The sequence below is a fragment of the Nocardia sp. NPDC058114 genome (assembly GCF_042884695.1).
GTDB lineage: Bacteria > Actinomycetota > Actinomycetes > Mycobacteriales > Mycobacteriaceae > Nocardia.
Genome location: NZ_JBHVTK010000010.1, coordinates 75668 through 88248 on the forward strand (window position 1 = coordinate 75668; position 12581 = coordinate 88248).

The following is a 12581-nucleotide window of genomic DNA, read 5'->3' on the forward strand; positions in this document are numbered from 1 at the left end:
CATGTCTCTACTCACCCGACCTGTGACAGATATTCGCTGTAGAACAGGCCGAGGCCCACTGCGGCGGAGATGCCCGCCAAAATCCAGAACCGGATGATCACCGTGGTTTCGGCCCACTTACTCAACTCGAAGTGATGGTGGAACGGCGCCATCTTGAACAACCGATTGCGCGTGGTGCGGTACACCGCCACCTGCAGCATGACCGATGCCGCCTCGGCGACGAACAACGCGCCGATCACGGCCATCAGCAGCTCGGTGCGGGTGGTGATCGACAGACCGGCGATCAGGCCGCCGAGGGCCAGCGAACCGGTGTCGCCCATGAAGATTCGCGCGGGCGCGGCGTTCCACCACAGGAATCCGATACACGCGGCGGCCGCGGCGGCGCAGACCAACGCCAGGTCCAGCGGGTCGCGCACGTTGTAGCACCCGGCTTCGGGACTGGTGGAGCAGGAGTTGCGGTACTGCCAGAAGGTGATGATCACGTACGCGCCGAGCAGCAGGCTCATCGAACCGGCCGCGAGACCGTCGAGGCCGTCGGTCAGGTTGACCGCGTTGGACCAGGCCACGACCAGGAACAGCACCCAGACGACGAAGATGATCGCGCCCATCGACACCGTGTTCCAGTCGCGCACGTACGACAGGTGCTTGCTGGCGGGGCTGAGCCCGTCGGTGCTGCGGAACTGCAGGGCCAGCACCGCGAAGATGACCGCCGCGGCGGTCTGCCCGATGTACTTGCCCGCGGCCGAGAGCCCGAGGTTGCGCTGCTTGCGCAGCTTGATGAAGTCGTCGAGGAAACCGACGACGCCGAGCGCGGTGGTGAGCCCGAGCACGAGCAGACCCGACGCCGTCGGACCCTCCGCGTCGTAGCCGATGCCGATCAGGTGCGAGCCGAGATAGCCCGCCCACATACCGATCAGGATCGCGACACCGCCCATGGTCGGGGTGCCGCGCTTGGCCTGGTGACTGGCCGGGCCGTCGACCCGGATCTCCTGGCCGAAGCCCTGTCTGGCGAACACCCGAACCAGCAACGGCGTCAGCAGGATCGACACCGCCAGTGCGATCCCCGCCGCGAACAGAATTTGCCTCATCGAGCTGTATTACCTTCCGCTGCCCCGGTCAGGTGCTCGGCGACGGCCCACAGGCCCACCGCCTTCGACGCCTTGACCAGTACCACATCGCCTGCGGCGATCTCGTCGTCGAGCAGCGCGATCGCCGCGTCGATATCGGGAACGAGGATCGATTCCTCGCCCCATGAGCCTTCCATCACCGCTCCCTGGTGCATGCCGTGGGAGGGTCGTCCGGTGCCGACCACGATCAACCGGTCGACGTCGAGGCGCACGGCCAGGCGTCCGATCGCGTCGTGTTCGATCACCGAGGTGTCGCCGAGTTCGCCCATTTCGCCGAGCACGGCCCAGCTGCGCCGGGGCTCGTCGGCCGATTTCGCCAGGGTGACCAGCGCTTTGAGCGCCGCGCGCACCGAGTCGGGGTTGGCGTTGTAGGAGTCGTTGATGACAGTGACGCCCGCAGGGGTGGTCGTCACGTCCATCCGGCGGACCGAGGCCGCGGTGGCGCCGGACAGCGCCTGGGCGACGGTCGCCAGGTCGGCGCCGCATTCGAGAGCGACGGCCGCGGCGGCCAGGGCGTTGCCGACCTGGTGTTCGCCGTGCACAGCGAGTCGCACCGGGATCGATTCGCCGCCCACGTGCAGGGTGAAGTGGGCGCGGGCCTGATCGTCGGTGATCACGTCGGTGGCGCGGATGTCGGCGTCGCCGGACAGGCCGACCTTCACCACGCGTGCCTTGGTGCGCGACGCCATGGCCGAGACATTGGGGTCGTCGGCGTTGAGCACCGCCAGCCCCTCGGCGGGCAGCGCCTCGACGAGCTCGCCCTTGGCTTGCGCGATCGCCTCGCGGCTCCCGAATTCGCCGAGGTGGGCGGTGCCGACATTGAGCACGACACCGATCCGCGGCGGTGCGATGCGGGCCGCGGCGGCGATGTGGCCGACACCGCGAGCCGACAGTTCGAGCGCGAGAAACTTGGTGTCCAGACCGGCGCGCAGGGCCGTCCACGGGTGGCCGAGTTCGCTGTTGAACGAGCCCGGCGGGGCGATGACCGGACCCAGCGGCGCCAGCACGGCGGCCAGCAGATCCTTGGTCGAGGTCTTGCCGGAGGACCCGGTGACGCCGACGACGGTGAGACCGGTGCGCTCGGCCAGCTTCTCGGTGCTGACCCGCGCCAGCTCGGCCAGCGCGGCCAGCACGGCCGCGCCGGAGCCGACGCTGTCATCGTGGCTGAGCGCCACCGACGTCCCCGGAACTGCGCCGAGCTCGGGTGCCACGACAATGGCGGGCACGCCGACCGGGCGGGCAGCCAGTACCGCGACCGCCCCGGCGGCGACCGCCTTCGCGGCGTAGTCGTGTCCGTCGGAGTTGGCGCCGGGTAGGGCGAGGAACAGATCGCCGGAACCGATTCGGCGCGAATCGAATTCGACCGAACCGGTCACCAGTGCCTGGGGGTCGGGTACGTCGTGCAGCTCGCCGCCGACAACGTCCGCGATCTCCCGCAGTGTCATCTCGATCATGAAACTGTCAAGTCCTCCGAGTCCGTGTGCGGACTGTGTCGTATCCGCAGGGCATCCAGCGCCGCCGCGACCACCTCGCGGTCGTCGAAGGGATGCTTGACGCCCTTGATCTCCTGGCCCGCCTCGTGGCCCTTGCCCGCGACGAGCACCACATCGCCCGCACGCGCCCAGGCGATGGCCGCGGCGATGGCCGCCGCGCGGTCACCGATCTCGCGGATCTCGCCGCGTTCGGTGGCCGGGAGTTCGTGCGCACCGGCCACCACGGCGGACCTGATGGCCGCCGGGTCCTCGGTGCGTGGGTTGTCGTCGGTGACGATCACCAGGTCGGCGCGGGCTGCCGCGGCGCCCATGAGCGGGCGTTTGGCCACGTCACGGTCGCCACCGGCGCCGAGCACGACAGCCAGCCGACCCGTACCCGCTTCGACGAGGTGGCCGCGCAGAGTGGTGACCACCGACTCGATGGCGGCGGGCTTGTGCGCGTAGTCGACGACGGCGAGGAAGTCCTGGCCGCGCTCGACGCGCTGCATCCGGCCCGGCACGTCCACGCCGGCCAGCGCCGGAGCCGCGATCGCCGGATCGACGCCTGCCGCAGCACAAGTGGCGACGGCCAGCAGCGCGTTGGCGACGTTGTAGCGTCCGGGCAGGCGCAGGCGCACCGCCAGTTCGCCGTCGGGTCCGGCGGCGGTGAATTCCTGCTCGCCACCGGTGGTCTTGATGTCGCCGCTGACCTGCCAGGTCGCCGCGCCGGTGGTCGACACGGTGACCGGTTCGACCAGATCACCGGCCAGGCGGGTGCCCCATTCGTCGTCGACGCAGATCACCGCGGTGCGCGCGGCAACCGGCGAATCCGCGTCGAACAGCCGACGTTTCGCGGCGAAGTAGTCCTCGAAGTCCTTGTGAAAGTCGAGATGGTCCTGCGAGAGGTTGGTGAACGCGCCGACCGCGAACCGCACGCCGTCGACCCGGCCCAGCGCGAGCGCGTGGCTCGACACCTCCATCACGACCGCGTCGACACCCTGCTCGACCATCGCGGCGAACATCGCGTGCAGCTGCGGCGCCTCGGGCGTGGTGAGCGCGCTCGGCACCCGCTGCCCGCCGATCCGCGTTTCGATGGTGCCGATCAGCCCGGTGGACAGTCCGGCCGCGGCCAGACCGGCTTCCACCAGATACGAGGTGGTGGTCTTACCCGAGGTGCCGGTGATGCCGACGATACGCAGCTGATCGCTGGGGTGGCCGTAGATCTCGGCGGAGAGCTCGCCGAGCACCGCGCGGGGCTGCTCGCGCACCAGCACGGGCACCGCGACGTCACCGATCAGCTCGGCGCCCGCGGCATCGGTGAACACGGCGACCGCGCCGTTCGCGATCGCGTCGGCGGCGAATCGGGCGCCGTGCGAGTTCGCGCCGGGCAGCGCGGCGAACAGGTCTCCGGCGCGCACCGCGTTGGATCGTTGCTCGATGCCGGTGACCGTCACCTCGGCGGACACCGGGGCAACCGACGTGGCCCCGGTGAGGTCCGCCACGGCCTGCAGCGATGTCGACAGCGGAGTGGTTGGCCGGAGCGCGTGCGGGCTGGACTGCGCGGGCACAAGGCTCCTCTCTGAGAGTGATCGAGCGCGTGGGCGAGACGAGCAGTCAGGTTACCGACGCGCGGTGTCGGTCGGACAACGCGGGTTGAGTTAATTGGTGTTCTCGGCCCGCCCGCCTCCGGACTGAGTGGACGGTGCGACGAAGGGGCCGAGAACTACGGCACCAGCCGTTATGACACCGCCTCCAGCACCAGTCGCTTGGCCTCCGGGGAGGGCGGCACCCGGTCGCGCTGCAACGCCCAGGAGGCGATGCTGTGGAACAGCGGTGCGGCCGAGCCGCCCCCGGTGCCGTCGGAGCTGCGCACGGGCGCGTCGAGCATCATGCCGATCACGTAGCGGGGGTTGTCGGCGGGCGCCATCCCGGCGAACGTGCTGTAGAACGACGAAGTCGAGTAGCAGCGGCACGCGGGGTCGACCTTCTGCGCGGTGCCGGTCTTGCCCGCCACCTGGTACCCCTCGATCGAGGCGGGTGCGCCGGTGCCCATCTGAACACCCATCGGGTCTTTCTGCACGGTCGCCTGGAACAGCTCACGCAGGGTGTGCGCGGTCTGCGGGCTGACCACACGCACGCCGTCGGGCTGCAACTCCTCGGTGCGGGTGCCGTCGGGGGCGACCTTGGCCTTGACGATGCGCGGCGGGATCCGCAGGCCGTCGTTGGCGATGGCCTGGTACATGGCCGTCATCTGCAGGGTCGTCATCGAGAGTCCCTGACCGATGGGCAGATTCGCGAAGGAACCGCCGGACCACTGGTCGCGGGCGGGCACCTGGCCGCCGCTCTCGCCGGGCAGGCCGACGCCGGTGCGCTGGCCGAGCCCGAAGCGGGTGACCATGTCGGCGAAGCGGTCCTCGCCCACGCGCTGGGCGAGCATGAGAGTGCCGACGTTGGAGGACTTTCCGAAGATGCCGGTGGTCGTATAGGGCGCGACATCGTGCTGCCACGCGTCGTTCACCGTGACGCCCGACATCCGGATCGAGCCCGGCACCTGCAGTACTTCGTCGGGGGTGGTCACGCCGTATTCGATGGCGGCCGCCGCGGTGATGATCTTGTTCACCGAGCCGGGTTCGAAGGGCTCGGAGACCGAAGGGTTGCCCATCTTGCCCGAGGCCCAATGGTTCGGGCCCAGTGCGGGATTGAAGGTACCGTCGTTGGCCATCGCGAGCACCTGGCCGGTCTTGGCGTCGAGCACCACCGCCGAGGCGGAGGACGCGCCGGAGACCTGTTTGGCCTGCTGCACCTGCTGCTGCACGTAGTACTGCAGGTCCGCGTCCAGGGTCAGCTCGACGCCGTAGCCGTTCACCGCCGGCTGCAGATCCCGGTAGCTGCCGGGGATCACCGCGCCGTCGGAACCCTGGTCGTAGGTGCGCGAACCGTCGGTACCCGAGAGCACCGAATCCAGTGCCGATTCCAGACCCATCTGACCGTGCCGGTCGCCGCCGATCGCGCCGACGACATTGGACGCCAGCGAACCACCCGGGTACTCGCGCAGGTCCTGCCGTTCGGCGCCGACCTCCGGGAACTTGGCGGTGATCTCGGCAGCCACGCGCGGATCGACGTTCTTGGCCAGATAATGGAACTTCTTGTCGCTCTTGAGTTTGTCGAGCAGTTCCTGCTCGGTGGGCGCCCCGAGCTTGTCGTGGATGAACTTCGCGATGTCCTTCAGCCGCTGTTCGGGGTCCGGCGCACTGGGCTTCAGCTTCTTGGCTTCGACCATTTTCTCGCGCTCGGTCACCGGCTGGAAAGTCAGAGCTTTCACGGTGAGGGTGAAGGCGAGCTGGTTGCCGTGCCGGTCGGTGATGGGGCCGCGCACGGCCGCCTCGGTGGCCTTGATGGTGCGCTGCGAGGCCGCCTGCGCCGACAGCGCGGGAGCGGCGAGACTCTGAATGTAGAGCAGCTGCAACGCGACCACGGCCAACGAGGCCAGCAGGGTGACCCGGCCGACGCCGAGGCGCAGGCGGATCGGCCGGTCCGGCGAGAGCGAGCCTGCGCGGCGGGCCCTCGACGAGACCGGCCCGCGTCGCTGCTGCGACGCGGGCCCGCTCTGCTTCATCGAGGACCATCCTGCGATTCGACGACCTGCGGCTGTTCACTCGGCGGTCCGGCCGAGGGGGCCCGTAGTCCGGGGGCCGGAGCCACCGCACCCGGTAACGGCGCACCGGCCGGAATCGGCGGGTCGGCCACGACATCCGGTGCGAGCGCAGGCGGGTCGGCCGAGACCAGCGGTGCACCCTGACCCGCGACGTCGATGCGATCGGGCACCGTCGCCGGGGCGAGCGGGGCCGGGGCAGCGCCGTCCACCGGAGCGGGGACTTCACCGTTCGCCGCCGGTGCCTGACCGTTCGCCGGAGCGGGAACGGCTGCTTCGACCGGGGCTGGAGCGACCGGAGCGACCGCGGGCTGCGGCGCGTTCACGGTGGGGGCCGTCGGCGCGGGCGGAGACGCGAGCACGTTCGCCGGCACACTGCTGGGCGCGGCACCGGCGGGCGCGCTCGGACTCGCGGTCGCCGCACCCGGCTGCACCGGCACGACCCGCTCGCCCTGCGCCTGGGCGTGTCCCGGCGCCGGGGTGTTCGGGGCGGTGGTCGGCGGACCGTTCAGCGGCGGCACCGGTGCACCCTGCGCGGGCGTCGGGTTACCGATCACGGTGACCTCGCCGTCGGCGCCGATCACCAGCCGGGCCGGATCCTTCGCGGGGATCATGCCGAGCTCACGTGCGCGAGCGGCCAATTCGGGAGCGGAGTCGGCGGCGGCGACCTCGCGCTGCAGCGCGGCCCGCTCGTCGTCGAGCTTGCGGTTGACCGCCCTGGCGTCACCGAGCTGGTAGCTGTCCTCGGCGGCGCGGGTGGTGAGCAACAGGGTCAGGGCGAGGCCGCAGCCGAGCAGTCCGATGATCGCGGTGACGAACGGGATCCGCCCCGCCATCGTCGAGGCCCGTTCGGGCAGCTCGATGCCGTCGAGCAGCTGTTCCCTGGTGCGCTTGCGGGCGTAGGCCCGCTCTGCCGCACCGGACTTCACTCGTTCGGCCGCCGCTACGCGCCGGGCCGTCTTGCTCGGCACCGCGACTGTGCTCGTCCGCACGCTCATCGTGTCCCCTCCTGTGTCCTCCCTGACCTCTCCGCGATTCGTTCGGCCGCGCGCATCCGCACCGGCGCGGATCGCGGATTGACCTCGATCTCGGACTCGGTCGCTTTTTCCGCTCCACGGGTCAGCATCCGGAATTCCGGTCCCATGCCGGGCAGTTCGACCGGCAGGTCCATCGGCGACCGGGACACGATCCGTGGCGCGAGTTCGTGTTTGACCAGCCGGTCTTCGAGCGACTGGTATGACATGACGCAGATCCGTCCGCCCACACGCAGTGAATCCAGTGCCGCGGGCAGGGCCGCCCGCAGCGAGTCGAGCTCGCCGTTGACCTCCACCCGCAGCGCCTGGAACGAGCGCTTGGCCGGATGTCCGCCGGTGCGGCGCGCCGCGGCCGGAATGGTCGCGTAGAGCACCTCGACGAGTTCGGCGCTGGTGGCGAACGGCTTGACCGCCCGCCTGCGCAGCACCTCCGAGGCGATCTTGCCCGCGAACCGTTCGTCGCCATAGGTTTTCAGCACCCTGGCCAGGTCGCCGTGGCTGTAGGTGTTGAGCACGTCGGCCGCGGTGATCCCGGTGGTCGGGTCCATGCGCATGTCCAGCGGTGCGTCGACGGAGTACGCGAAGCCGCGTTCGGCCTCGTCGAGCTGCATCGAGGACACACCCAAATCCATGAGGATGGCTGAGACGGAACCGGTTTCGTCGAGCCCCGCTTCGGCCAGGGCCGCGGGGATGCCGTCGTAGCGGGTGTGCACCAGCGTGATCCGGTCGGCGTAGGGCGCCAGGCGCTCACCTGCCATCCGCAACGCGGTGGTGTCGCGGTCGAGACCGACCAGACGCGCCTGCGGGTAGGTACGCAGGAAATGCTCGGCGTGCCCGCCCAATCCGAGGGTCGCATCGATGTAGACGGCGCCCGGTTCGCTCAGCGCGGGGCCGAGCAGATCGTCGGCGCGCTCGAGCAGAACCGGCACATGACGGGGGTTCTCGGCGTCATGGTTCACCTCGACCTCCCGGGATACTGCCTCGCGTCGCAGACGGATCGCCGTGCCACACAGTGCTTTTCGAATGAGTGCTTGTCGAACGAGTTGATGCGAATGCTTCGAGGTCTCTGACCGGGGCAAGGCACCTGGCGTCGGGGAAGTACGTCAGGGTCCACGCCCGGGCAGAGGCCTCGCAGCACTCGCGTGCTCCGGGTCAGAAGATTCCGCCCAGCGACTCGTCTCCGGCTTGCGCGTAGTCCTCCTCGTGTTCCTCGAGGTAGGTCTCCCACGCCTGCTTATCCCATATTTCGAGGAAGTCGACCGAACCGATCACCACGCAATCCCGCGAGAGGTTCGCATAGCGCCGATGGTCCGGCGACAGCGTGATCCGGCCCTGTGCATCCGGACGTTGCTCGTCGGTGCCCGCCGCCAGCGCTCGAACGAAAGCCCTTGCCTGCGGGTTACTTCGGGACGCCGACGCGGCTCGCCGCGCGAGCGCGGTGAACTCGTCTTTCGGATACACGGCCAGGCTGTGGTCTTGGCCTTTCGTGACCATCAACCCTCCCGCCAGATCGTCTCGAAATTTCGCAGGCAACGTCAGCCGCCCTTTGTCGTCCAATCGGGGGGTGTAGGTACCGAGGAACATCTCGGCCACCTCCCTACTGGATTCACCTCGCCGTACGGCCTCTCCTGTAGTGCGCGACCCACATTACCCCACTTTCCCCCACTTTCAATCGAAACCCTGAGTGATCCTGCTCCCCGCCAAGACAATTCCGCAGGTCATCCCAGCTATCACTGAGATTCGCGGTTATCCCGTGTTCGGGCAACCCGCGCGGGTCGGCAACCCCTCGTTCCGACAACGTTCAGCAAACATCGCAGGTGCGGCATCGGTCGAGTGGCCGGGCGGGGGAAGTGTGGGGAGCGGTGGGGAAGGTGGGGGAACCGCCCTGGCCTGGCGTTCCGACAGTCACCGCACCCATGGACGCACGAAAGCGGCGCCACACCCGTGCTGGATGTGGCGCCGCCAACGTTGTCGGCTAGGTCTGAGCTATTCCTGCTCGAACCGTCGCCGGAATCGGTCTTCCATTCGCTCGGAGAAGCCGCCGGACTTGCGCTGGCGACCACCGCGGGCCGGGTGCCCCGTGGTCGGGCCGCTGCCCGCCGCGGGAGGCTCGGTCGCGTCCGGTCGGGCGGCGCGACGCGAGTTGCCGATCATCAACAGGACACCAGCGCCGAACATGGCGATGAATCCGACGAGACTGATGATCGGGAAACCGCCCGGCTTGAACGGGGCGGCGATGCCGGCGACGAGCAGAAAGAGGCCGACGGCGAACAACGCCGCAGCTTGGAGTCTGCGTCGACTCGACGTGGAGCGAAGACGTCCGCCGCGGACGGACGAGGCGAACTTCGGATCCTCAGCATAGAGAGCGCTCTCGATCTGTTCGAGCATGCGCTGCTCGTGCTCGGAGAGTGGCACGGTACCTCCCCCGGCACTAGGCGTGGCTGGTCGCCTCCGGGTAGGCGACGGGTAGCCGACCTTGGCGGCTATCTGCTCCCCATGATACGAGTTCGATCGGTGGCGTACCACCTACTCGGTCATAACTAAGCGGTCATGTCGCGGCCACGACTCGGCTGCGGGAGGCTCTTAGCCGCGGCTACCAGCGCATCGTCGACGTCGTAGAGGAATGCGCCCACCCGTGAGCAGAACTCGTCAGCTTGTGTGTCGGTGATCGCTCGGTCCAATCCGGCCTCCAGCGCGGCCCGTAATTGCGAGTGCGCCTCGAAGTAGTCGGCCCACATCACGAACTCCGGGCTGGCGCGTCTCAGTAACACCCAGGCGCTACGCGAGCGTGCCCGCGGCGCGCGATCGGCGCCGGTGAGCGCGATCATCGAGCCCGCGCAGCGCAGCGCGGCCAGGTACGCGGTGCGGAACCGTTCCCCCGGTTCGTGCTCCCAGGCGGAATCGGTGAGCAGCGCATCGGCCTGGCGTAGTAGTCCGCCGGCTCGCCCGTCGTGGCCCGCGTGCGCTCGACCATCGTTGTGACCAGCCATCTGCTGCCCCTTTCGCCCCTCGCACTGATCGAACTAACATTCGAACGTTTGAATTGAGATTGAATATAGGGACACCCACCGACAACTTTCCGCGTCCGCGCGCCATCGACGAGAGCCATGACAGCCGTCAAGCCGAATCACACCCCCGCACCCGTCATCGTCGACCTCAGCGTCGCCGCCCTGCGCGCACGCCTGCACGACGCCCTGTCGGTCTATGTCGCCGCCATGGAATACCCCCGTGGCACCGAGCATCACCGCGCCCCGATGTGGACCGAACACACCACCAGGGCCGGCTGGCGGGCGGTGGCCGCGGTGCTGCCCGACGACGCGGGCGGCGTCGACCTGCGCACCGCGCCGATCCTGGCGATCGCCTACGGGTACAGCGGTGCGCCGCGTCAGTGGTGGCACCAGCAGGTACAGACCGGTATGCGGCGCTGCGGATGGCCCGACACCGCCGCCCGTGACCTGCTCGCCGACTATTTCGAACTCACCGAGCTGCACGTCCACCCGGCGGCGCAGGGCCGCGGGATCGGCGCGCGCCTGCTCGAGCGGTTACTGGCCGACCGCGCCGAGGCCGCGGTGCTGCTGTCGACGCCGGAAGTCCCGGAGGAGGCGAACCGGGCCTGGAAGTTGTACCGGCGGGCCGGATTCACCGATGTGATCCGCAATTTCGTGTTCGCGGGCGATACCCGGCCGTTCGCCATCCTCGGCCGCAGGCTGCCGATGCCGCCCACGCACCCATGACGACGGTGGTGGTCGGATCCGGCCACAACGCGCTGGTCGCGGCCTGTTATCTGGCCCGGGCCGGGCGCCGGGTGCAGGTGCTCGAGCGCGACGAGGTGCCCGGTGGCGCGGTATCGACGGTGGCGCGATTCCCCGGCCATCTCGTTGATCGTGGATCTTCGGCGCACATCATGATCCGGCACACCGGGATCATCGAGGAGCTCGAGCTCGAACGGTTCGGGTTGCGTTATCTCGACTGTGATCCCTGGGGCTTCACACCGTCCGACGGTGCGCGCCCGCCGATCGTGTTCCACCGTGACCTCGACGAGACGTGCGCCTCGATCGCGGCCGCCTGCGGTGTCAAGGACGCTGACGCATATCGCCGCTTCGTCGAGGTGTGGGGCGAGCGCAGCGCACGGGTGATGCGGTCGTTCGGCGGGCCGCCGACGCCGGGCAGGCTCGTTCGCTCGTTCTGGGGGCTGGACGCGCGGGCCGGCGGATCGGCGTTGTCGCGGGAGTTCCTGCAGTCCGGTGACGCGCTACTGGACTTCTGGTTCGACGACGAACGGCTCAAGGCGTCGCTCGCGTGGTTCGGCGCGCAGTCGGGTCCGCCGATGTCGGAGCCGGGAACGGCGCCGATGGCCGGGTTCGCCGCGCTCATGCACACCGTGCCGCCCGGGCGTGCGGTGGGTGGGAGTGGGGCGCTCAGCGCGGCGTTGATCGCGCGCCTGCGGGCCGACGGTGGCGAGCTGCACACCGGCGACGCCGTCACCTCGCTGCGCCGATCCGGCAGCGGGTGGCAGGTGGCGACCGAATCGGGCCGGACACTGCACGCCGACACGGTGATCGCGGGTTCCCATATCCTGTCGACACTCGACCTGTTGCGCGCGGGCGATTTCGACCCCCAGGTCCTCGACGACTGGCAGCGCCGCATCCGGGTCGGCCCCGGCATCGGCATGGTCGTGCGCCTGGCCACCGACCGGCTACCCGAATACCCCGGCGCCTCCCCCGCCGAATCCGCCCGTGGTCTGCAGTTTCTCGTCTCCGACCGCCGGCAGCTGCGACTGGCTCACGGCGCCGCCACGGTCGGTTCGCTGCCGCCACGCCCGGTGGTGCTGGCGATGAGTTTCAGCGCGCTCGACCCGTCCATCGCGCCCGCGGGCGAACATCAGCTGTCGCTGTGGGCGCAGTGGCATCCCTACGAGCTCGCCGACGGCGGCGACTGGGCAGCACACGCCGAGCACGAAGCGGACCGGATCATCGCCGAGGTCGACCGGTACGCCCCGGGTTTCACCTCGTCGGTGCTCCGGCGATTCGTGCAGACGCCGGTCGATCTCGAGCGGGAGATGGGTCTGCGCGGCGGCAACGTCATGCATGTGGAGATGTCACTCGATCAGATGATGCTGTGGCGGCCGCTGCCCGAGCTGTCGGGCCAGCGCGTCCCCGGCGCTCCCGGCCTGTATCTGACCGGCGCATCCACCCATCCCGGCGGCGGAGTCTCCGGAGCCAGCGGGCGCAGCGCGGCCCGGCTGGTCCTCGGCGACGGGCGCAAGCGCCGGTTCACACCGCTGCGCAAGCGATGA

11 protein-coding genes are annotated in these 12581 nt (G+C 69.5%); 2 read left to right on the forward strand and 9 right to left on the reverse strand.

Features of this window, described 5'->3' with window-relative positions:
* Positions 1-11 precede the first annotated feature (11 nt).
* From mraY to ACFVVI_RS29145, 9 genes are all read right to left on the reverse strand, one after another.
* The gene (gene mraY, locus ACFVVI_RS29105; RefSeq protein WP_101463569.1) at positions 12-1088 is read right to left on the reverse strand and encodes a phospho-N-acetylmuramoyl-pentapeptide-transferase; all 1077 of its coding nucleotides are present in this window, start codon (positions 1086-1088) and stop codon (positions 12-14) included.
* Positions 1085-2581, reverse strand: a complete 1497-nt coding sequence (gene murF / locus ACFVVI_RS29110; RefSeq protein ID WP_378992589.1) for a UDP-N-acetylmuramoyl-tripeptide--D-alanyl-D-alanine ligase — start codon at positions 2579-2581, stop codon at positions 1085-1087. Before murF ends, mraY begins: the two co-directional genes overlap by 4 nt.
* The gene (locus tag ACFVVI_RS29115) at positions 2578-4167 is read right to left on the reverse strand and encodes a UDP-N-acetylmuramoyl-L-alanyl-D-glutamate--2,6-diaminopimelate ligase (RefSeq protein WP_387447611.1); all 1590 of its coding nucleotides are present in this window, start codon (positions 4165-4167) and stop codon (positions 2578-2580) included. Before ACFVVI_RS29115 ends, murF begins: the two co-directional genes overlap by 4 nt.
* A 170-nt stretch (positions 4168-4337) precedes the next feature.
* Positions 4338-6215, reverse strand: a complete 1878-nt coding sequence (locus ACFVVI_RS29120; protein ID WP_378992587.1) for a peptidoglycan D,D-transpeptidase FtsI family protein — start codon at positions 6213-6215, stop codon at positions 4338-4340.
* On the reverse strand, positions 6212-7249 hold the full coding sequence (locus ACFVVI_RS29125) for a hypothetical protein (RefSeq protein WP_387447612.1): 1038 nt from the start codon (positions 7247-7249) through the stop codon (positions 6212-6214). Before ACFVVI_RS29125 ends, ACFVVI_RS29120 begins: the two co-directional genes overlap by 4 nt.
* The gene (rsmH, locus tag ACFVVI_RS29130) at positions 7246-8244 is read right to left on the reverse strand and encodes a 16S rRNA (cytosine(1402)-N(4))-methyltransferase RsmH (RefSeq protein WP_378636675.1); all 999 of its coding nucleotides are present in this window, start codon (positions 8242-8244) and stop codon (positions 7246-7248) included. The genes ACFVVI_RS29125 and rsmH overlap by 4 nt, the downstream gene beginning before the upstream one ends.
* Positions 8245-8437: 193 nt before the next feature.
* Complete coding sequence (gene mraZ, locus ACFVVI_RS29135; RefSeq protein WP_056816815.1) at positions 8438-8869, reverse strand: division/cell wall cluster transcriptional repressor MraZ; 432 nt, start codon at positions 8867-8869, stop codon at positions 8438-8440.
* Positions 8870-9271: 402 nt separating this feature from the next.
* A complete protein-coding gene (locus ACFVVI_RS29140) occupies positions 9272-9700 on the reverse strand; it encodes a DUF3040 domain-containing protein (RefSeq protein ID WP_378636672.1) in 429 nt (142 codons plus the stop codon).
* A 125-nt stretch (positions 9701-9825) separates the two neighbouring features.
* Positions 9826-10275, reverse strand: coding sequence for an SAV_6107 family HEPN domain-containing protein (locus ACFVVI_RS29145; protein WP_387447613.1), 450 nt, complete (start codon positions 10273-10275; stop codon positions 9826-9828).
* A gap of 117 nt (positions 10276-10392) precedes the next feature.
* On the opposite strand from ACFVVI_RS29145, the gene ACFVVI_RS29150 reads away from it, so the two are divergent.
* Together ACFVVI_RS29150 and ACFVVI_RS29155 are read left to right on the forward strand one after the other, a co-directional pair.
* Positions 10393-11019 (forward strand): GNAT family N-acetyltransferase, encoded by a 627-nt coding sequence (locus tag ACFVVI_RS29150; RefSeq protein ID WP_378992583.1) that lies wholly within the window; start codon positions 10393-10395, stop codon positions 11017-11019.
* Positions 11016-12581, forward strand: coding sequence for a phytoene desaturase family protein (locus tag ACFVVI_RS29155; RefSeq protein ID WP_387447614.1), 1566 nt, complete (start codon positions 11016-11018; stop codon positions 12579-12581). Before ACFVVI_RS29150 ends, ACFVVI_RS29155 begins: the two co-directional genes overlap by 4 nt.

Coding starts and splice junctions, on each gene's coding strand:
- mraY (WP_101463569.1), bottom strand. CDS start 1,088: ATGAGGCAAATTCTGTTCGCGGCGGGGATCGCACTGGCGGTGTCGATC.
- murF (WP_378992589.1), bottom strand. CDS start 2,581: ATGATCGAGATGACACTGCGGGAGATCGCGGACGTTGTCGGCGGCGAG.
- ACFVVI_RS29125 (WP_387447612.1), bottom strand. CDS start 7,249: ATGAGCGTGCGGACGAGCACAGTCGCGGTGCCGAGCAAGACGGCCCGG.
- ACFVVI_RS29150 (WP_378992583.1), top strand. CDS start 10,393: ATGACAGCCGTCAAGCCGAATCACACCCCCGCACCCGTCATCGTCGAC.
- ACFVVI_RS29120 (WP_378992587.1), bottom strand. CDS start 6,215: ATGAAGCAGAGCGGGCCCGCGTCGCAGCAGCGACGCGGGCCGGTCTCG.
- ACFVVI_RS29155 (WP_387447614.1), top strand. CDS start 11,016: ATGACGACGGTGGTGGTCGGATCCGGCCACAACGCGCTGGTCGCGGCC.
- mraZ (WP_056816815.1), bottom strand. CDS start 8,869: ATGTTCCTCGGTACCTACACCCCCCGATTGGACGACAAAGGGCGGCTG.
- ACFVVI_RS29145 (WP_387447613.1), bottom strand. CDS start 10,275: ATGGCTGGTCACAACGATGGTCGAGCGCACGCGGGCCACGACGGGCGA.